15 protein-coding genes are annotated in these 21,283 nt (G+C 36.6%); 7 read left to right on the forward strand and 8 right to left on the reverse strand.

The annotated features are described in order from the left end of the window. Nucleotides 1-500 precede the first annotated feature (500 nt). The 4 genes from ACFS6I_RS23325 (at nt 501) to ACFS6I_RS23340 (ending at nt 5,671) form a co-directional block, all read left to right on the forward strand. Nucleotides 501-2,006: an ankyrin repeat domain-containing protein gene (locus tag ACFS6I_RS23325; protein WP_380924156.1), complete on the forward strand. Its 1,506-nt coding sequence runs from the start codon at nt 501-503 to the stop codon at nt 2,004-2,006. A gap of 94 nt (nt 2,007-2,100) precedes the next feature. Further along, nucleotides 2,101-2,496, forward strand: a complete 396-nt coding sequence (locus ACFS6I_RS23330; protein ID WP_021190236.1) for a DUF2271 domain-containing protein — start codon at nt 2,101-2,103, stop codon at nt 2,494-2,496. A gap of 5 nt (nt 2,497-2,501) precedes the next feature. Further along, a complete protein-coding gene (locus tag ACFS6I_RS23335) occupies nt 2,502-4,685 on the forward strand; it encodes a PepSY domain-containing protein (RefSeq protein ID WP_380924158.1) in 2,184 nt (727 codons plus the stop codon). Nucleotides 4,686-4,708: 23 nt separating this feature from the next. After that, entirely contained in the window at nt 4,709-5,671 is a 963-nt protein-coding gene (locus tag ACFS6I_RS23340) for an FAD:protein FMN transferase (RefSeq protein WP_380924160.1), read from the forward strand. A gap of 2 nt (nt 5,672-5,673) precedes the next feature. Here ACFS6I_RS23340 and ccoS read toward each other — a convergent pair whose 3' ends face one another. The 7 genes from ccoS to ettA all read right to left on the reverse strand — a co-directional run bounded on the left by ccoS (nt 5,674) and on the right by ettA (nt 14,206). Then, on the reverse strand, nt 5,674-5,853 hold the full coding sequence (ccoS, locus tag ACFS6I_RS23345; protein ID WP_031288414.1) for a cbb3-type cytochrome oxidase assembly protein CcoS: 180 nt from the start codon (nt 5,851-5,853) through the stop codon (nt 5,674-5,676). A 25-nt stretch (nt 5,854-5,878) separates the two neighbouring features. Then, nucleotides 5,879-8,266 carry a heavy metal translocating P-type ATPase gene (locus ACFS6I_RS23350; protein WP_380924162.1) on the reverse strand — a complete coding sequence of 796 codons (2,388 nt, stop codon included), beginning with the start codon at nt 8,264-8,266 and terminating at the stop codon, nt 5,879-5,881. Between the two features lie 9 nt (nt 8,267-8,275). After that, the gene (gene hemN, locus ACFS6I_RS23355; RefSeq protein ID WP_380924164.1) at nt 8,276-9,649 is read right to left on the reverse strand and encodes an oxygen-independent coproporphyrinogen III oxidase; all 1,374 of its coding nucleotides are present in this window, start codon (nt 9,647-9,649) and stop codon (nt 8,276-8,278) included. A gap of 4 nt (nt 9,650-9,653) precedes the next feature. Next, nucleotides 9,654-10,067, reverse strand: a complete 414-nt coding sequence (locus ACFS6I_RS23360; RefSeq protein ID WP_021190230.1) for a Rossmann-fold NAD(P)-binding domain-containing protein — start codon at nt 10,065-10,067, stop codon at nt 9,654-9,656. 195 nt (nt 10,068-10,262) lie between these two features. Next, nucleotides 10,263-11,324: a response regulator gene (locus ACFS6I_RS23365; RefSeq protein ID WP_380924167.1), complete on the reverse strand. Its 1,062-nt coding sequence runs from the start codon at nt 11,322-11,324 to the stop codon at nt 10,263-10,265. Nucleotides 11,325-11,329: 5 nt separating this feature from the next. Beyond that, nucleotides 11,330-12,520, reverse strand: a complete 1,191-nt coding sequence (locus ACFS6I_RS23370; protein ID WP_132845907.1) for a PAS domain-containing sensor histidine kinase — start codon at nt 12,518-12,520, stop codon at nt 11,330-11,332. Nucleotides 12,521-12,523: 3 nt separating this feature from the next. Further along, nucleotides 12,524-14,206: an energy-dependent translational throttle protein EttA gene (ettA, locus tag ACFS6I_RS23375; protein WP_132772298.1), complete on the reverse strand. Its 1,683-nt coding sequence runs from the start codon at nt 14,204-14,206 to the stop codon at nt 12,524-12,526. A gap of 182 nt (nt 14,207-14,388) precedes the next feature. On the opposite strand from ettA, the gene ACFS6I_RS23380 reads away from it, so the two are divergent. Together ACFS6I_RS23380 and ACFS6I_RS23385 are read left to right on the forward strand one after the other, a co-directional pair. Next, nucleotides 14,389-16,923, forward strand: a complete 2,535-nt coding sequence (locus tag ACFS6I_RS23380) for an ATP-dependent Clp protease ATP-binding subunit (RefSeq protein ID WP_132845910.1) — start codon at nt 14,389-14,391, stop codon at nt 16,921-16,923. Nucleotides 16,924-17,048: 125 nt separating this feature from the next. Next, a complete protein-coding gene (locus ACFS6I_RS23385) occupies nt 17,049-17,468 on the forward strand; it encodes a hypothetical protein (protein ID WP_380924170.1) in 420 nt (139 codons plus the stop codon). A gap of 61 nt (nt 17,469-17,529) precedes the next feature. Here the strand turns inward: ACFS6I_RS23385 and recN are convergent, their stop codons facing one another. Beyond that, nucleotides 17,530-19,197: a DNA repair protein RecN gene (gene recN, locus ACFS6I_RS23390; protein ID WP_132845923.1), complete on the reverse strand. Its 1,668-nt coding sequence runs from the start codon at nt 19,195-19,197 to the stop codon at nt 17,530-17,532. Nucleotides 19,198-19,611: 414 nt separating this feature from the next. Between recN and ACFS6I_RS23395 the strand changes: the two genes are divergently transcribed. After that, entirely contained in the window at nt 19,612-21,222 is a 1,611-nt protein-coding gene (locus tag ACFS6I_RS23395; RefSeq protein WP_380924172.1) for a DUF4139 domain-containing protein, read from the forward strand. Nucleotides 21,223-21,283 lie beyond the last annotated feature (61 nt).

Genomic DNA, 21,283 nt, shown 5'->3' on the forward strand with positions numbered 1-21,283 from the left:
GGTATCACCCTGATACCAGCGGTAGATTTCTCCAGATTCAATTGGTTTAAAGAGCTGCTTTATGATCACTTTCGTAACAGTCAGTATCCTTATGTTTCCTTCTTTTATATTATTGCGATCCCAATAGCCCATTATACAAATTATTCATACAAATACACACCATAGAAGCTTATACAAATAACTTCTAACAGGTGAAAAAGTAATAAGAGGATATTAGTTTACTTACAAATAGCATAACGGCAGTAATTAAATTCATTTAATGATCCAATTCCCCTCGATATAACAAAGTTATTTTAGAACAAAAGTAAAAGCTAAACGTACAAAGTCAGATTGTACAAGATATTATTAATAGCGTCCTGTTACCATAATCACTGCAATGCCTTTAAATAGTGTAATTTTCAATAAATAATATTTTTTTTCTATAATTAAATTTAATAGATTTGCCTTCTATTTAGATTTAGTATAAATAAATTCCAAACTCAAGATATTCCAATCATAATATGAAAAAGATTTTTCTAGCAGCTTTATTACTATCGGCTTTATACGGAAAAGCCCAAAATAACAACACCTTGATGAATGCGGATTTTTGGAAAGGTTCGCTAAATTTAGCTACTGTTAAAACTGAAATCGCAAAAGGAAATAGCCCTTCAAAACCAAATGCGGCTTCATTCGATCCTGTTACTACCGCTATTTTAAATAAAGCTCCTAATGATATTATCCAATATCTAATTGAACAAGAAGGAAATAGTGTTACTAAAAAAACACACCATAGCCGCAGTTATTTACATTGGGCTGCTTCTACGGGAAATCTTGAGCTTGTCAAATATTTAATAGCTAAAGGCTCGGACGTCAATTATCAAGATAGTCATGGCTTTCCTATTGCAGCCTATGCGGCATCAACAGGAAACAAAAACACAGCTGTTTACGATGCTTTATTCAAAGCAGGTGTAGATCCAAAGCAAAAATATGAAGATGGGGCGACCTTACTTTTATTGTCAGTCGCATCAGATAATGATTTAAGCATTACTGATTATTTTGTATCGAAAGGGTTATCGCTAACAGATAAGGATAACTTTGGACGTACTGCAGTCGACTATGCTGCTAAACTTGGTCATATTGAACTTATCGAAAAACTGATAAAAAGAGGAGTTAAACCAACAAATAATGCTCTTTTCTTCGCTACTCAAGGATCTAGACAGGTTACTAATGGTATTGAAACCTATAAATACTTGGTAGAAACTCTAAAGTTAGATCCAAAAGCAACAAATAAAGATGGTGCTACAATTCTACATGCATTAGTACGTAGACCCAATATGGAAGTTATCAACTATTTCCTGGCAAAGGACGTTGCGATCAACAAAGCGGACAATGAAGGAAATACCGTACTTATGGTCGCAGCTGCCGGTAAAGATGCGAAATTGGTAGAGCTTCTATTGTCAAAAACAACAAATATTAACGCTGTAAATGATAAAGGAGAATCTGCATTGACAAAAGCAATTGCAAATGGCTCTTCAGAAGTAGCAGCTTTATTACTTAAAAATGGTGCTGACATCAAAGTGCTGAATAAAGATGGAAACAATCTTGCTTATTATTGGTTAAATTCATACACAGAACCTAATCCTCAACCACAAGGTAGCCAGCAACGCAATCCACAAGGAGATAGTTTTGAAGAAAAATTAACCTTATTAAAGAATAATGGCTTAACAGTCACTGATCTTCAAAAAAATAAAAGCTCTTTATTACACTTAGCGGTTGCAAAAGAGAATATAAACCTGATTAAAAGAGTCGCTGCCTTAGGAACTGATATTAATGCTCAGGACAATGATGGCATGAGCGCTTTACATAAAGCGGCTTTAATAGCAAAAGATGATACTATTCTTAAAGAATTGATTTCAATCGGTGCTAAAAAAGACCTGCTAACATCACTTGATGAAACAGCTTACGACATTGCAAAGGAAAATGACTTTTTAGCAAAAAATAATGTATCTATCGATTTCTTAAAATAACGGCATGAAAACCTCTTTAAAATTTACTGTACTTATATTTCTGATTACACTATTTAGCTCAAATTCATTTGCACAATCAAGTAAATTCAAGTGCATGATTCAAATGAATAGCTATGAGGGTGAGGGAGCATATATCATTATATCATTAATCAATCCAAAAGGCGCTTACGAAAAAACGCTTTCTGTATTAGGCCCAGATAAACAATGGTATAATACGCTTAAAGAATGGCATAAGTTTCAAACAAAATCCAACAACAAACTTAGTGCAATTACAGGCGCCTCTGTTGGTGGTGGTGACCGTGCAATGAGAACAATAGAAATTGACGATACAAAATTGAACAAAGGTTATAAATTACGTTTCGAATCGGCTGTTGAAGAACAAAAGTATCATGTCACTGACGTAGAAATTCCCTTGACAACAGAAGCATTAGCGGAACGTGCTAGCGGCAAAGGATATATTAAATTTGTAAAATTAAGTAAAGTTCAATAATTAAAATGACCTTATCCATATGGAGGTATGCACATTTAGCTCTTGCGATAGTATCATCCCTATTTTTACTCATACTTTCCGTAACAGGAATTATATTAGCAATAGATGCAGTTAACGAAAAAACACAAGCATACCGAGTAGAAGATTCCAATACCATACCCCTTGCGCAATCCATAACGGCCTTGCGCAAGGTTTACCCTGAAATCATTGAAATAGCAGTCGATCACAATAAATTTGTCAGTATAGATGCTTTAGATGAAGAGGGTAATACCATTAAAGCTTATATCAATCCGACCACAGGGAAAGTATTAGGTGAAATCAAACCCAAAAGCCAGTTCATCCAGTGGACAACCGCCTTACACCGTTCCTTATTTCTACACGAAACAGGACGTATATTAGTCGGCATGGTTTCCTTCATATTGCTATTGATTACCATTAGTGGACTCATCTTGATCCTTAAACGTCAGCAGGGTCTTCGCAATTTCTTTTCTAAAATAAACCGTGATTTTTTTGCTCAATATTTTCATGTTGTCAGTGGAAGATTGTTCCTCATTCCTATTTTGATCATTGCTTTATCAGGCACATATTTATTTATGGCACGGATGGAACTGATCAAGAAATCGAACGAAGAGCTTGAACATCAGGATACGCAAACTGAGAATCAAAAGGATTTCAAGGAATTTGCGATTTTTCAAAAGCACACTTTAAGTACAATTGAAAAGATTGAATTTCCTTTTATGGATGATGATCCTGAAGAATTTTACACGATCAAATTTAAGGATCGTGCTGTTACAGTTAATCAGTTTAATGGCGAAATCGTTAAAGAAACAAAATATCCTTATACTGCAGCACTAGAGAAATTAAGTCTCGATATCCATACAGGCCGAACAAATGTGATTTGGGCTATTATTCTAGCTCTTGCTTCTTTAAACATTGTATTCTTTATCTATACTGGCTTTGTCATCACATTCCGAAGAACAAAAACAAAGATTAAAAATAAATACAAAGCCAATGAAGCTGAATTTATTATTTTAGTTGGCTCAGAAAATGGCAGTACTTTATTTTTTGCAAATCAGATTCATAAGCAACTACTAGCAGATGGTAAACGTTCGTTTGTTACAGCGATGAACCAATACCAAAACTATCCAAATGCGACACATATTTTAATATTCACTTCGACATATGGGATCGGAACAGCACCGACTGGAGCATCAAATTTTGAAGAGCTGCTTGAGAAATTTCCTCAAGAACAGACAGTCCAATACAGTGTAATTGGATTCGGATCGAAAGCCTACCCAGATTATTGTGCCTACGCAGAACATATAGATAAACTTCTTGCGACCAAAGAATGGGCTACCCGCTTCTCAGATCTTCATAAAATTAATGATCGATCTGCTCATGAATTTACAAATTGGGTACATCACTGGAGTGAAAAATCATGCATTGCTCTAGCTACTGCTCCATCTTTATACCAGTCAAAAGTTGCCAATCTGCAGCAACTTCAGGTTGTTAAAAAAACAAGCGAAGATCACGCGACATTCACTGTCGTATTTAAACCTCTCAGAAAGTTAAAATTTCAGTCGGGCGATCTTTTAGCGATATATCCTGCACATGATAATAGGGAACGCTTTTATTCCATTGGTGCAAATAATGGGACGATTCAACTGGAAGTTAAGCTGCATCCCAATGGGTTGGGATCAAATTTTCTATATGAATTAAAGGAAAATGACCATATTGATGCCCGGGTAATGACGAATCCTGACTTCCACTTTCCTAAAGCTCCTGCTGTTATCATGATTGCAAACGGGACAGGAATTGCACCTTTTTTAGGTATGATTCAAAACAATGTAAAAACACCTCTTCTTTTATATGCTGGTTTTAGATACAACAATACACTTACACAGCGCTATCAACAATTTGCACAAGAAGAAATTGTAAAAAAACATTTAACAGCCTATCAGTTTGCATATTCAAGAGAATCAACAGCACAATACGTGATGGATCTAATCAAACATGACGTACAACTATTTGTAGAACATTTAGAGAATGACGGTGTCATTATGATCTGTGGATCGCTTCAAATGCAACGTGACGTCGAAAAGGTCCTTGAAGAAATGACCCTATCGCAAAAAGGTAAAGCACTGCTTTATTATAAGGAGAAGAAACAGATTCTAACCGATTGTTATTAAAAGACAAATCAATACTACTGCTCATGAGACTTCTTTGTACGATCACCTTCCTATTTATTATAACGCTTAGTCAGGCACAGGTATTACAAAAAAAGCAAGTGACTTTAATGGGCTCTGTCTTTGAAATCACTATTGTAGACCGGGATACCACATCTGCCCGAAATCATATTGATCTTGTAATAGCAGAAGTTACACGTATTGAGAATCTGATTTCAGAATGGAGACCGGAAACCCAGATTTCGGAAGTAAACCGCAATGCAGGTATTAGACCTGTAAAAGTAGATCGTGAAGTTTTTGATCTGACCAAAAGAGCAATCGGCTATTCCCGCAATTCAAATGGAGCTTTTGATATCAGTATAGTTGCTTTAGACAAAATCTGGAAATTTGATGGCAGTATGACCGAATTACCTACGGAAGAAGCTATTCGTAAATCAGTTGAAAAAGTGGGTTATCAGCATATTATCTTAGATAGTGTCAATTGCAGTATTTACTTACCGCTCCAGGGTATGAAAATAGGTTTTGGCTCTATCGGAAAAGGTTATGCAGCAGATCGTGGAAGAGCTTTGATGCAAGAAAAATCTGTTGTAGCTGGCATCGTTAATGCATCCGGAGATCTATCGACCTGGGGGCTTCAACCAAATAATAAGCCTTGGTTAATAGGCATAAAAAATCCTTTCAAAGCCTATAAAACGATTAAAATATTAAAAATGCAGGAAAATGCTGTTGCGACATCGGGCAATTATGAGAAGTATGCTGAAATTGACAACAGACGATATGCACATATCATCAACCCTAAAACTGGCTATCCTTCAACTGGACTGACCAGTGTTACGATCTACGGCCCTTCTGCTGAGTTTGCGAATGCGCTAAGCACCTCGATTATGGTTCTAGGTCAAGAAGAAGGTATTCTATTAGCAAAAAGATTTCCCCTCTATCATTATCTTCTGATCACTGACAACGGAACTGTTATAAAAAGCCAAAGATAAACCTAGCGCTTCTTCTTTTCTGGTTCCGGTTCAATTTCTTCCACATCATCATCAAACAGAATTCGAACAGAAGGCGTATAGGTATCATCATTTTGTCCCGTTTTATTAGCCCAAAAAAAAGCACCTAAAAACAATAACGCAACAAATACACTACAGCCAATCAACATAAAGATGATACTCATAACACTATTTTAAAATAAACACTTTCTATAATCCCCTTCTTTTTGCGAACCACCTTGTCAAAATACTGGTGAATGATATAATCGTTATCGTACTTATAGGCATCAGTATTGCTGCAAATAAGGGAGACATTTCTCCTTGAACAGCGAAACTCAGTCCAATCACATTATAAAAAATAGAGATACAGAAACTTAAGTGAATAACACGGACTGCATCTTTACTAAAAGCAAAAAACTTAGGTAATTTATCAAAAGATTCGCCATCCAAGATTGCATCACAACCTGGAGAAAAATTATTGATATCATCACTGACTGCGATCCCTAGATCGGCAGTCTTTAGGGCTCCAGCATCATTAAGGCCATCCCCCACCATACAGACTCGATGTCCATTTTCCTTAAATAAATTGATAATATCCAATTTATTCTGCGGAGACTGATTAAATAGTAATCGTGTTGTTGAAGGAAAAATCTCCTTTAATAAATCTTTTTTTCGATCATTATCGCCCGATATCAAGTGAAGATCATAATGTTTTAAATCATGAATAATACCGGAGAGCCCGGCACGCCAAGACTGTTCCATTGCAAAACTCCCCTTTACTTCTCCATTAATAGAAACAAATACATATGAAGCTTCTGCTGCTCGAGTAGGTACATCTACAAAACGGGCACTACCTATCTTGATTGTATATTGGCCAATATGAGTTACTGATCCTTCTCCAATTTTTTCTTCATACCGATTAACCGGTACAGCATCTACTCCTTCTAACCATTTTGCAATCTCCCGGCTCAACGGATGACTTGAATTTCGACAAGAAGAATACACCAATATTTTTTCTTCTTCTGTTAAATATCCGTCAAAAACAATTCCATTAACAGTAGGTGACGAGATTGTCCCTGTTTTATCAAATATTATCGTGTCAATTGATGCCATCTGCTCAATGGCATCTGTATTTTTAACGTAGAATTTGTTTCGGTCAAATACACTTAAAGCTGCAGACAATGTAAATGGAGAACTCAATGCTAAAGCACAAGGGCAGGCAATGATCAATACTGCTGTAAATGCACCCCAAGCTTTATCGGTATCTGCGTCCATCATCCAAAAAACTGTTGCAGATAGGGCAATAATCAATAAAGCAACCGTAAAATATTTACTGATATAACTTATAAATGTCTGAAACTGTTTATCATATTGTTTAAAATTTTCATTATTCCAAAGCTTGGTCAAATAAGACTGCGAAACCGATTTGACCACTTCAAGCTCAATCGCTTCAGCCATTTGACGTCCACCCGCATAAATCACTTCACCTAGTGTTTTAGTCACAGGTTTTGACTCTCCAGTCACAAAGCTAAAATCTATACAGGCATCCCCGCGGAGCAACACCGCATCTGCTGGTATGATCTCATTATTTCGGACTAATATCCGATCCCCAACTTTTAAATCGGCCAGCTGAATCGGTTTTTCCTTTTCATCGTGTATCTTTATTACAGCCACAGGAAAATAACTTCTATAATCACGTTCAAAAGAAATGTGATAATATGTTCTTTCCTGAACCCATTTCCCAATCAATATAAAAAAGACCAAACTACAAAGTGTATCCCCAAAGCCAGCCCCGGTCTGCGAGATCACTTCATATGCGGTACGTACAAATAAGATAAATATTCCCAATGCCAATGGTACATCTAAGTTCAGTCTTTTTTGACGGATACTTAAAAATGCCGATTTAAAATAATCTGAAGCACTATACAGTAAAACAGGCAGTGTAAATAAAAGATTTGCATACCCAAAAAACACCGAATAGTTTTTTTCAAATCCTGCCAGTCCAAAGTATTCAGGGAAGCTCAACATCATTGAATTTCCAAAACAAAAACCTGCTACCGCTATTTTTGCTATCAATGGATTAGCATTAATTTTTTTGCCCGCCTTAACCACATCCTGCAATGTAATCTTTGGTTCATAACCGATACTTCGCAGTAACTGTACAAGATCACGGAGTGATAATTCCGTATGCTTAAATGTGATACTTGCTTGCTTTTTCATGAAATCAACTTTCGAGACAAGTATATTTGGGTTTATTCTATACAGGTTTTCTAATAACCAGATACAAGAGCTACAGTGAATTACAGGAATGTAAAATGTTATGATCGTGATCTGCTCATCTTTATAGTCAATCAGTTTATCGGTAATAATAGCTTCATCCAGATAAGACAAATCAGCAGTTTTATCAAGGTTTGATTTTCCTGGATGCTGGTTATAGCGATAATAACTTTGCATATTATTATCATGTAAAATCTGGTATACTGTTTGGCAACCTAAACAGCAGAAATCATGATCATCAAGCTGATAACCGGTAGAAACTACCTCATCACCACAATGAAAACAATGCTGATCTATTTGAACTTTTTTGACTTCTACCATTATATCATCTTAAATAGCTTGACTAAATAATTCTTTCTCGTTTTTTGCATGCAGTAACTTCAGATCAAATGCCATACAAACATTGCGTAGAAAGGACCTTCCTGATGGGGTAATGATTATATGATCTTCATTAACATGCACTAAACCTTCTTTTATCATATCTTCAAGACGCTCTACGATGCCTTCATTTTTAACAAAATCTGCTACCAATTTTGTTTCTCCTTTACACATCAGATCTAAAATGTTGCGTCTTATAATCAGATCTTCGTCATCAAGTAAATGCCCTTTCACAACCGGCAACTGATTGTTTTCAATCATCTTTTGATATTCCTCCACACTTTTAACATTTTGTGCAAAAGCATCCCACGAATCACTGATAGAAGATACTCCGAGACCAATCAATAAGGGACGGTATCGATCTGCATATCCCATAAAATTGCGATGAAGCCTTTCCTCTTGAAATGCAATGAACAATTCATCGCCAGGTTTAGCAAAGTGATCCATTCCAACATCTCTATACCCAGCATCTTGAATAAATTGCTTTCCCACGGTATAAAGCGCAAGCTTTTCTTCTCCTTGAGGTAAGTCTAATTCAGTATAATGACGCTGTCCAGGCTTTAACCATGGCACGTGCGCATAGCTATAGAAAGAAATACGATCCGGATCAAGCAACAGCGATTCTTTGATCGTTTCTGTTATTGTTTTCAAACTTTGTTTGGGCAGTCCATAAATCAGATCAAAATTAATAGAAGTATATCCGATAGCACGAGCTTCTTGCATAACGCGGCGTACATCTTTCACATCCTGCTTTCTATTTATGGTAAACTGCACAAGCGGATCAAAATCCTGAATTCCCAAGCTTAATCTTCGAAATCCCAACTGATATAAATCGGCTAAGTGTTCATAAGTCGTATTGCCAGGATGTGCTTCGAAAGAAAATGATGCATCGTCTGCGACCTGAGCTTTCGATAAAACACCCGCCAGTAATTTTGCTAAATTCTCTGGAGCAAAAAAGGTAGGGGTTCCACCGCCAAGGTGAATTTCAGAAATCAAAGGCGCACCTTCCTTTAATATTGCTGTGTACATCCCCCACTCTTTTAGCAAACTGTCGATATAAGGTATTTCAACTTTATGATTTTTCGTAATTCGGGTATTGCAACCACAATATGTGCACAGACTTTCACAGAATGGCAAATGAATATAGAGGCTTATCCCTGCTTTTTTTGATTTTTGATAGGTATGATATACGCGACTAGACCATTCCTTCTCAGAGAATTGGTCGCTATTCCAAAATGGAACAGTTGGGTAACTCGTATATCTAGGGGCTGCAACATTGTACTTCCGTACTAAAGACTGCAAATCTATTCTATTGTTCGAATTCATGAGATTATAATTTTACAGGACATACTTTTAAACAACAACAAGCAGTGCCCACACATTTGCCAGCACCCCACAAATTCAAATTGCGAATTGTCTGTTCGGCAATACCTTTTGGACTTTGGTCCTCATAAGGTGTATTAGCAACTTGTATATCCAACTTTCCGGCTTCAACTAAGTCGATGTGTTCTGTCCCTAAAGTACGTGTCAGAATACGGCCTACACCCATATCTTTTAACACCCGGAGCATGGAAGCTTCTAGAATATCCTGTGCCGAAATGACAACAACATCTTTCCCTGTAGCATAAACTTTTGTTTCTTCATTTAGCCCATTAGAAATTAATGTCAAATCATGCATTTTACCATTAGCTAATGCTAATAACTCCTTTTCATAGGTCTGAATACTGTAAACAACTACTTTCATGCTATCTTTTTTGATATTCTAAATCCGAACTAGAACAAAAGTAAATAGTCTTCAAATACTTACACATGAAGTTCATCAGCTTAAAAAGTGATCTACGTCACATTTTTAAGCTTAAAAATGCTCTGAAAACGAAAAAGGGTCGCATCCTTACTGGATGCGACCCTTCTGATCAAAATATCGTGGTACTAAAAGACCTTATTGCTTTACCTTACGAAGTTTTTTAACTGAGAAAATACGAATGGCACTTTTCTCTTTTGCAATTAAATTTTCCTCTCTAAAATCGGCTAAAACACGTGAGATCGTTTCATTTGCAGTACCTGCAATTGTTGCGATTCCCTCTCTTGATATTTGAATAACACATTCATCTTCAATTGCTATATTCACCGTTTTCTCAGCGACACTAATTAATGCATTGGCAATACGTTTACGTACCGTGTCATATGCAAATCCTAACAACTGCTCTTCTTTCTCTCTAATATTTCCCGATAGCAACTGGATAAATTTACCTGCAATCAATGGTTTGCGATAAATTAATTCAAAAAAGTCTTCTTTACTGATCAGTGCTATTTCGGATTTTTCAATAGCTTCAACATTATCAGAATAATTTTCATTCAACAGCATCGCTTCATACCCGATATATGTACCTGCAATTTGAATATCTGTCGAAAGCTCCCGTCCATCATTATAACATAGAAAACTGCGAACCTGTCCACTCAACACAAAATAGACGAATACGGGTACATCACCCTCTTCGTAAATACTTTGTTTCTTTTTGAATACTTTAACACGAGATTTTTCAATGAGTTCTTTCAACAAAAAATCTTGTTCTTCAGGACTTAAATACAAGGAGTTTTTAACTGTTATGGCCTCGCCTATCTGTCCCCGCTTTTTAAAGCGCACATCAATGGCATTTAACAACTCAACATCATCAAAAGGTTTTGTTAAATAATCATCTGCTCCTAGCTCCATTGCTTTTCGCATATCAGAACGTTCAACTTTAGCCGTAAGGAAAATAAAAGGTATGTGTGCCGTTTCTTCGTTCTTACTTAGAATATATAAAACGCCATAGCCGTCTAACTCAGGCATCATAATATCACAGAGAATCAAATCGGGCAAATGAGTTGTTGCTAAATCAACACCATCACGGCCATTTTCCGCTGCCAGTACATGATAACGTCCTGTTAACTCCAAAATCTCTGTCGTTCCTTCTCGTATATCTGTATTATCCTCTATAATTAATATTGTCTTCTTTTCCACCTCAATTATTTATTTTGGGTAAATATCATCTTAAAAAAAGCTCCTTCGTTGATAGCAGATTTGTATTCCAATAATCCGTCCATAAGATGAACATAGCGCTTTACAATGTTCAACCCCAAACCTGTACCTGGTATATTACCTGTATTATGAGCTCTAAAAAACGGTTCAAATAAATTGATCTGATCTTCCTCCGGAATTCCTATTCCATTATCACGGACTGTGATGATGCAAATATTATCCTCGATTATAGTATTAAACTCAATGAAGGTATCTTCACCAGAATATTTTATGGCGTTTGAAATTAAATTAACAACCGTATTTTTAAGTAAATTAGAATCCATCATAAACAGTCCAACCTCACCTGTGTGCTGATAAACAATATGTTGATTCTTTTTACAGATCAATTGCATCTCTTCGGTAATTTCTTCTGCTAATCCAACCACATTGATCATTTGCTTATTGACCGTAACAACACCTGCTTCCAACTTTTCCAGTGATAGAAAATCATTTAAGATGCTTGTTAGCAATTGAACAGAGCTCTTAATTTTACCGGTGTGTTTCAATACACTTGCAAAATCTGGTTTTTCAATATACTTATCGATCAATGAAGCTGATAACTGTACAGAGCTCAAGGGAGTTCTAAATTCATGCGAAGCCATGGAAACAAATCGCGATTTTAGCTGACCAAGTTCTTTCTCCTTCTCAAGCGATTTCGAAACTTCAGCCTTTGTTTTCTCCAGCTCCGAAACAAGCATAATCAAATCTTTCGTTCTTTCGCTCACTTTCTGTTCAAGCTCGACAGCATGTTTTTTCAATCGGTTTTCCGCGGCTTTTTCTCTTGTAAGATCATGAATAAATCCTGTAAAAATATTTCTATTTTTATACCAGACCTCACTCACTGCCAAACGAAAAGGAAAGGTGGTTCCATCTTTCTTTCTTCCAAGAACCTCCCTTCCTATTCCAATTATCTTTTTGTGCCCTGTTCTTTTATAATTATCAATATAGCTATCATGGCGACTATGATCCGGTTCGGGCATTAACATCGAAACATTATTACCGATAACTTCCTGATCTGAATAACCAAATAAACTTGACGCTGCCGGATTAATAGATTCGATCAATCCCCGATTGTCGATCGTAATAATTCCATCAATAGCATGATCAATAATTGCTTCTAAAAGCTTCGCACTATCCATTTACTATTTCACTAGTTTTTTATACTTAAGACGGTGTGGAGTGACATCGCCAATTCTTTTCTTTCTATTTTCTTCATATTCTGAATAGTTCCCTTCGAAGAAATATACCTGAGAATCACCTTCAAATGCTAAAATATGCGTACAGATACGATCTAAGAACCATCTATCGTGGGAAATGACAACTGCACAACCACCAAAATTCTCCAAACCTTCTTCCAAAGCACGTAACGTGTTCACGTCAATATCATTGGTAGGCTCATCCAGAAGAAGTACGTTCGAACTTTTCTTCAATGTAATGGCCAAGTGTACACGGTTACGCTCACCTCCAGATAACACACCAACTTTTTTCTGTTGATCTGCTCCATTAAAGTTGAATTTTGAAACATACGCTCTCGAGTTTGATGAGCGGTTGCCCAACATGATATTCTCATTGCCATCAGTAATATTTTCCCATACTGATTTCTCCGGATCCAAGTCATCATGGTTTTGATCCACGTAACCAAGAGCTACCGTTTCACCGACTTTAAATGTACCCGTATCAGGCTGTTCTTGTCCTGTAATCAAGCGGAACAAAGTAGTTTTACCGGCACCATTGGGGCCAATAATACCCACAATACCTGCAGGAGGAAGTGAGAAACTTAAGTTTTCGAATAAAATACGGTCACCGTAAGATTTTGAAATATTATCTGCTTCAATCACGACATTACCTAAGCGTGGTCCTGGTGGAATGAATAATTCTAATTTCTCTTCACGGTCTTTTGTCTCCTCTGAAGCTAATTTCTCATAATTATGAAGACGCGCTTTAGATTTGGCATGTCTAGCTTTAGGAGCCATACGTACCCATTCCAATTCACGTTCTAATGTTTTTTGACGTTTTGATTCTGTTTTTTCCTCTTGCGCTAGGCGTTTAGATTTTTGATCTAACCAAGATGAATAGTTTCCTTTCCAAGGAAGACCTTCACCGCGATCCAATTCCAGAATCCATCCAGCAACGTTATCCAAGAAGTAACGATCGTGGGTCACAGCGATAACTGTACCTTTATATTGTTTTAAATGTTGTTCTAACCAATCGATAGACTCGGCATCCAAGTGGTTGGTTGGCTCATCTAATAATAAAACATCTGGTTCTTGTAGCAAAAGACGACACATTGCCACGCGACGGCGCTCCCCTCCTGACAAATTGGCAATCTTAGCATCAGGTTCTGGACAACGTAAAGCATCCATGGCACGTTCTAATTTTGAGTCAATTTCCCAAGCATTGGTTGCATCAATAATATCCTGAAGTTCACCTTGTCTAGCCAATAGCTTATCCATTTCATCTGCATTTTCATACACTTCAGGTAAGCCAAATTTTTCATTAATTTCTTCGTACTCTTTCAAAATACCTGTGATCTCGGCAACACCTTCTTGAACAATTTCAAGTACTGTTTTTTCCGGATCTAAAATAGGCTCCTGCGCTAAATAACCCACAGAATAACCTGGTGAGAATACTACTTCACCTTGAAAAGATTTATCTAAACCAGCAATTATCTTTAACAGTGAAGATTTTCCGGAACCATTAAGACCGATTACACCAATCTTTGCACCGTAGAAAAAAGAAAGGTAAATATTTTTTAAAACTTGTTTTTGAGGAGGGTAGATTTTGTTGACACCCGCCATTGAAAAGATTATTTTTTCGTCTGACATACTAATCAATTATTCTTTGTTTGGACAATAAATACACACAAATGTAAACTTTTATACTGACATTTTGATCGATTTAATAGCATGGCTTAATTGTTGATAAATATTACTAAAATATTAAGGATTGATAAAGTAAATTTATTACATTTATATCATTCTTGGTCATTAAAAGAAAGGTAAATTACATGGAAGCAAAATTTTCACCGCGCGTAAAAGATGTCATATCGTACAGTAGAGAAGAGGCTTTGAGGTTGCGTCACGATTATATTGGCACAGAACACTTGTTGTTAGGTTTGATTCGTGAAGGTGATGGCATGGCAATTAAGATTTTGAAAAATATCGGAATTGACACTGCGGCTTTACGTCAGTCTGTAGAGGAGGCCGTGAAAAGCTCAGCTGTATCTCGCGCTCCAATTGGCAATATGCCACTTACTAAACAAGCAGAAAAAGTACTAAAAATCACATATTTAGAAGCTAAAATTTTTAAAAGTGAAATCATAGGAACAGAGCATTTGTTATTAGCTATTTTGAGAGATGAAGACAATATCGCTTCTCAAATACTACAACAATATCAGGTGAGTTATGATATCTTCAAAGCGGAAGTAGAACAAAATAAAACAACTATCCGAGATGAAGCTCCAGGTTCGTCCACTGGTGATGACGATTATCCTGAAGAAGAGCAATTCATCCAACCGAAGAAGGTATCTGACATTAAATCTAAAACTCCGGTTTTGGATAACTTTGGCCGCGATTTAACAAAAGCTGCGGAAGAAGGTCGTCTTGATCCTATTGTAGGTCGTGAAAAAGAAATTGAGCGTGTTTCTCAGATTTTATCACGTCGTAAGAAAAACAATCCTTTGTTAATCGGAGAGCCGGGTGTTGGTAAATCTGCCATTGCAGAAGGATTAGCATTACGTATTGTACAACGTAAAGTATCACGTGTACTGTTTAACAAACGCGTCGTTACGCTTGATCTCGCATCTTTAGTGGCTGGTACAAAATACCGTGGCCAATTTGAAGAGCGTATGAAAGCTGTGATGAACGAATTGGAGAAATCTCCAGATGTGATTTTATTCATTGATGAAATTCATACCATTGTAGGTGCTGGTGGAGCTTCGGGTTCATTAGATGCATCCAACATGTTCAAACCTGCTTTAGCAAGAGGTGAGATTCAATGTATCGGTGCTACTACATTAGATGAGTACCGTCAGTACATCGAGAAAGATGGAGCTTTGGATCGTCGTTTTCAACGCGTCACCATTGAACCTGCAACTCGTGATGAGACTATTGAGATTTTAAATCGTATTAAAGAGAAATACGAAGAACACCATAATGTCAACTACACTCCTGAAGCTATCGAAGCTTGCGTAAGTTTAACGACTCGTTATATTACCGATCGTTTCTTACCCGATAAAGCAATCGATGCGCTAGATGAAGCTGGTTCACGTGTGCATTTAACAAACATACATGTTCCACAATCGATCATTGATATCGAAGAGAAAATCGAAGAGATCAAATTGGAGAAAAATCGTGTTGTTCGCAGTCAAAAATATGAAGAAGCTGCAAAACTACGTGATACGGAGAAAAAACTGTTAGAGGAACTTGACCGTGAAAAATTAGCATGGGAAGAGGAAACGAAAGCAAAACGTTATGTCGTAACTGAAGATAATGTTGCAGAAGTTGTTTCGATGATGACAGGAATTCCTGTACAGCGCGTTAGCCAAACAGACAGTCAAAAACTGTTGAACATGGGTGACCTAATGAAAAATAGAATCATCGGACAAGATGATGCTGTTCAGAAATTAGTGAAAGCTATTCAACGGACACGTGCCGGTCTTAAAGATCCGAAGAAACCAATTGGTTCATTCATCTTCTTAGGCCCTACCGGTGTTGGTAAAACTGAGTTGGCAAAAGAGTTAGCACGCTTTATGTTTGATTCTGAAGATGCATTGATTCAGATAGACATGAGTGAGTACATGGAGAAATTTGCGATATCACGTTTAGTGGGAGCGCCTCCGGGATATGTTGGTTATGAAGAAGGTGGACAGTTAACAGAAAAAGTTCGTCGCAAACCATATGCTGTAGTCTTATTGGATGAGATTGAAAAAGCACATCCGGATGTTTTCAACTTATTATTACAAGTGTTGGACGAAGGGCAATTGACAGATAGTTTAGGTCGTAAAGTTGATTTTAGAAATACCATCATCATCATGACTTCTAATATCGGAGCACGTCAATTGAAAGAATTTGGTCAAGGTGTTGGTTTTACCACTGCGGCAAAAACAACACAAGCAGATTCACATTCAAGAACTGTTATCGAAACAGCGTTGAAACGTGCTTTTGCTCCTGAATTCTTGAACCGTATCGACGATGTGATTGTTTTCAATTCGTTATCGAAAGAGAATATCTTCAAAATCATTGATATTGAGTTGAGATCTCTATTCGGTAGAATCACAGATTTAGGTTACACAATAGATTTGACTGAAACTGCAAAAGAGTTTATCGCAGAGAAAGGATACGACACTAATTTTGGAGCCCGTCCATTAAAACGAGCAATTCAGAAATATTTAGAAGATCCAATCGCTGAAGAAATCTTAAAAGGTGATGTCAAAGCTGGCGATCGTTTAAAAGTTGATTTAAACGCTGAAACTAAAGAAATTGAAGTCACTGCTGATCGTTCTGAAAGACCGATTGAGCCAGCAGATAAAAAAGAAGATTAATAGAATTTGATTTATTTAAGAAAATGCACCAGAAATGGTGCATTTTTTGTTAGAAGTGTTAAAAGATTGTTAAACTATTTTAGTTACAAACAGTCTTACAAATTAAGGAACAAAAAACTACAGATATGAAAAGAATTTTATTAGCCTTATTAATAGGTGGTGCAACCTTAACTTCACTTAGCTCTTGCACGAAAGAGTATATTACAAATTTTCTCCCAGGAGTAACATATACAACAGCAGTTCCTACTGCTGATTGGGATTTAATTGCAGGTACTGACACGTATGTTGTTGAATTAGATTTTCCCGAATTAGATAAGAAATATTTCGATTTAGGAACAGTTACCGTTGCTATGAAAACAAAAAGCAATCCTAATCAATATGAAATAATACCAGCAGAAATAGATAATTATAGCTATTCGGCAAATTACTCAATTGGTAAGGTTAAAATCTATGCAAAAGATATTGGAACTTCTTCAATTATCAAGTCTCCTGAAGATATGACGGTAAAGATCACATTGACTGATGCAGACAATGGTGGTAACTAGAAAAAGAAAGAGCCTCAGATAACGCTGAGGCTCTTTCTTTTTCTTCCTTTTAAAAACTCTACTAATCAACAATATTTAACAAGGCCTTAGCATGCGCTAGTGCTGCAGAGGTAGGTTTTATTCCACTCAACATCTGAGCGATTTCTTTGATACGCTCTTCTTGATTTAAAAGCACAATATTAGATTTTGTTTTATCACCTTCATCAATTTTATAGACTTTAAAATGAGATCTACCTTTTGATGCGATCTGAGGTAAATGAGAAATCGCAATAACTTGCATATCTCCGGCTAAGCGTTCCATAATCTCCCCAACTTTCAATGCTACTTCACCAGAAATACCGGTATCAATTTCATCAAAAATAATCGTCGGTAATGCTGAACTCTTTGCAATCAAAGATTTAATCGCAAGCATAACACGCGATAACTCTCCACCTGAAGCAACCTTATGAATTGTCTGTAATTCCTGTCCTTTATTTGCCGAAAATAAAAATTGGATACTGTTCATTCCATTTTCTTTCAGTTCATTTTCCGCTAAATCCTCCAGCCTGACTTCCAGTTTGGCATTTGGCATGCCTACTTCCGCTAAGATTGAAACGACATGCTTTTCAATTTGAGGTAAAGCTTTTTTCCGCAATTCAGTTAATGCTTTTCCTTTTTCTAAAGCCTGCTGATAAGTCTCGGTCAGCTCTTTCTCTAAGGCAATAATTCGCTCATCCTGACTATTAACATCCAGTAGTTTTTGTTCTAAAGCATCTTTGATTGCTATTAAGTCTTCAACTGTATCGACATGATGCTTCTTTTGAAGGTTATAAATCAAACTCAAACGTTCATTGATCAACAATAATTTGTCCTGATCCAAATTTGTTCCCTGCTCCAGATAACCAATTTCTGTAGCAATATCCTTGGCCTCTATCCAGACACTCCGAAGTCGATTGACCAGATCGGGCAAAGCTGTAAGATAAGAAGCTACAGACTCTAACTGACCTAAAGATTCTTTCACCTGTAAGATTACGTTCTGCTCCTGCTCCTCTAAGATATGTACGGCACCAAGTAAGCCTCTTTTTATCTCTTCTGCATTCTCAAGTTGTTGCTGCTCGGCCTCCAAATTTACCTGCTCATCTGCAGTTAGCGATGCTTGATGAAGCTCATCAAACTGAAATTGATTAAAATCTGCTTCAATATGAGCTTGCTTGGCTTGTTCCTTTATCTTTCTTAATTCGTTTTTAACTTTTTTATACCTTAAAAATGAGGTTAGGTAACCCGCTTTTAAAGCAGTGGACTTTGCGACATTATCCACGACCAAAAACTGAAATTCTTCCGTATTGATCTGCAAGGTGGCATGCTGTGAATGAATATCAATCAACTTTTCACCTAAACTTTTAAGGATAGCTAAGGTAACTGGTGAATCGTTCACAAAAGCACGCGACTTACCATCTACACTAATTTCACGACGAATAATGGTTTCATTTTCATAATCCAGATCATGTTCCTGAAAAAAACCTTTCAGATCGTATGCTTCAATTTGAAAAAAACCTTCAATGCTGCATTTCTTATTTTGATTAAAAAAATATTTTCCTTCTACCCTACTTCCTAAAATAAGGGATAGCGCACCCATGATAATTGACTTACCCGCACCAGTTTCACCTGTGATGATATTCAATCCTTTATCAAATTGAATTGATAATTCGTCAATCAATGCGTAATTCTTAATATCTAATCTCGCTAGCATATTTTTTATGTGTCTACTTTTTGACTTAATTTATTTGAGATTAATCTTGAACGCTATCAAATTTAAACGATTAAATCGCTCTCTCCGTTATCATCAAGAATTATTTTATATTGGAAAGATAATAAATATTATCATTTTATAAGCTAACTGAAAACGAGCTAACTATAAAAATTTCCAGCACTAAGATAAAACAATAAATGATAATTTACTAATATAAATAGCTAAAAATCTATTTATATTAGCATGTATTTCATATCGATCAACCTAAGATCATACAAGTAATTCATTTGAAAATTAAATAATTGGAGAGAATTTTGTGTTTATCTAGAACGTCAATAAAATGCAGGAAATCTAAATATTTTTATGAAATAAAACTAATTACCGCATCTTTATATAAATTACTAAATGAACAAGATGGAGATAACAAAGATTTCATTAACAATTGGTAGCGTCATCATCAGTGGCAGTTTATTTGCACAGAGCCCCAAAATTATCAAGACGGATTTAAAAGAGGTTATGCTGTATACCAATGCTGCTGAACTGAATCATCATGCTACCGTAAACCTGCCCACAGGAACTAGTGAACTTGTATTTACACATGTTGCAAATGGTATCGATGAAAATAGTATTCAGATCGGAAGCTCTCCTAACGTAACGGTGATGTCCGTAAGGTCAGCTGTCAATTATATTGGTGCTGATGTTAAAAGTGATGCATTTTTAAAAGCAGAGAATTTATACAAAAAGGAGGCTAACGCTTTAAAAGCTTTTGAAAATCAAAAGGCAACGGAAGAAAGTATCTTAAAATTACTGGAAAACAATCAAAAAATAGCAGGAACAAATGGTAATACCACCGTTGCTGAACTTGCTAAAATGGCTGATTATTATAAGACTAAATACCTGGAGGTAAAAAGTAATATTACCATATTAGAAGATAAGATCGTTAGCCAGCAAGATGTCGTTAACAGAGCGAAAGTCCAGCTAGATGAGGTACAGGGACAAACAACGGGTTCGGGGGGACAACTGATTGTTCAGGTTATCAATAACCAAGCTGGAAATCAACCTTTCGACATTACGTACACATCTTCACAGGCATCCTGGAATGCATCATATGATCTACGATCCGCTAGTACTACTGCACCGCTGGAAATCATTTACAAAGCGAATGTCACGCAAGAAACCGGGATCGACTGGAAACAGGTTCATCTTACCTTGTCAACGGGTGCTCCTTCTCAATACGGAATAGCGCCAACGCTAGTCCCTTGGCAACTGTATTATAATCAACCCACGTTTCCTCAAGCTTTGCAAAATAAGGCTTCAGGCCTTGTGCTTGATGAGGTAGTAGTTGTCAAAGACAAAAAAAATATCCGCATTCGCGGGACAAATGGTATCAATACTTATACCCAGCAAAACGAAAATCAGCTGAATACGACATTTGATATTACTATCCCATACGATATTGCATCCAACGGTAAGCCACATAGTGTATCGTTAAAAGAATACAAACATCCGGCTAATTACAGTTATCTAGCAGTACCGCGTTTAGATCCTAATGTTTATCTCATGGCGGAGCTGACGGATTATGAAAAACTAAATCTAATGCCCGGAATTGCAAATGTCATGTTCGAAAACATGCTGGTTGGCAAAACCTTTATTGATCCAAATGCTTCTACCGATACGCTCAAAATGAGCATGGGGAGAGACAAGATGATCAGCATAAAGCGTGACAAGGTGAATGATCTATCTCAAACCAAGATATTGGGTGGAAGCAAAAAGCAAAGCTTGGTATATGAGATCACCATAAAAAATAATAAGAAGAGCAGTGTAACCATCAACCTGCAGGACCAGATACCAATTTCGACAGACAAATCGATGGAAATCACAGTCGATGATCAAGACGGCGCCGAATTAACAAAAGAGACCGGTATCCTGAAATGGAATGTCACAGTTCCTGCTGGCGCTACTAAAAAGGTCCGATTTGGCTATAGTTTAAAATACCCGAAAGATAAACAGGTAAACATTTATTAAAGTATTCTTTTTTTTAAGCCGCACTAGTGATAGTGCGGCTTTTATTTTTTAATTTCTTTTT

Origin of the sequence: Sphingobacterium anhuiense, assembly GCF_042686355.1 — a bacterium.
Classification (GTDB): Bacteria; Bacteroidota; Bacteroidia; order Sphingobacteriales; family Sphingobacteriaceae; genus Sphingobacterium; species Sphingobacterium anhuiense.

Coding starts and splice junctions, on each gene's coding strand:
- ACFS6I_RS23340 (WP_380924160.1), top strand. CDS start 4,709: ATGAGACTTCTTTGTACGATCACCTTCCTATTTATTATAACGCTTAGT.
- ACFS6I_RS23350 (WP_380924162.1), bottom strand. CDS start 8,266: ATGGTAGAAGTCAAAAAAGTTCAAATAGATCAGCATTGTTTTCATTGT.
- ACFS6I_RS23370 (WP_132845907.1), bottom strand. CDS start 12,520: ATGGATAGTGCGAAGCTTTTAGAAGCAATTATTGATCATGCTATTGAT.
- ACFS6I_RS23325 (WP_380924156.1), top strand. CDS start 501: ATGAAAAAGATTTTTCTAGCAGCTTTATTACTATCGGCTTTATACGGA.
- ACFS6I_RS23380 (WP_132845910.1), top strand. CDS start 14,389: ATGGAAGCAAAATTTTCACCGCGCGTAAAAGATGTCATATCGTACAGT.
- ACFS6I_RS23385 (WP_380924170.1), top strand. CDS start 17,049: ATGAAAAGAATTTTATTAGCCTTATTAATAGGTGGTGCAACCTTAACT.
- recN (WP_132845923.1), bottom strand. CDS start 19,197: ATGCTAGCGAGATTAGATATTAAGAATTACGCATTGATTGACGAATTA.
- hemN (WP_380924164.1), bottom strand. CDS start 9,649: ATGAATTCGAACAATAGAATAGATTTGCAGTCTTTAGTACGGAAGTAC.
- ccoS (WP_031288414.1), bottom strand. CDS start 5,853: ATGAGTATCATCTTTATGTTGATTGGCTGTAGTGTATTTGTTGCGTTA.
- ACFS6I_RS23360 (WP_021190230.1), bottom strand. CDS start 10,067: ATGAAAGTAGTTGTTTACAGTATTCAGACCTATGAAAAGGAGTTATTA.
- ACFS6I_RS23335 (WP_380924158.1), top strand. CDS start 2,502: ATGACCTTATCCATATGGAGGTATGCACATTTAGCTCTTGCGATAGTA.
- ettA (WP_132772298.1), bottom strand. CDS start 14,206: ATGTCAGACGAAAAAATAATCTTTTCAATGGCGGGTGTCAACAAAATC.
- ACFS6I_RS23330 (WP_021190236.1), top strand. CDS start 2,101: ATGATTCAAATGAATAGCTATGAGGGTGAGGGAGCATATATCATTATA.
- ACFS6I_RS23395 (WP_380924172.1), top strand. CDS start 19,612: ATGGAGATAACAAAGATTTCATTAACAATTGGTAGCGTCATCATCAGT.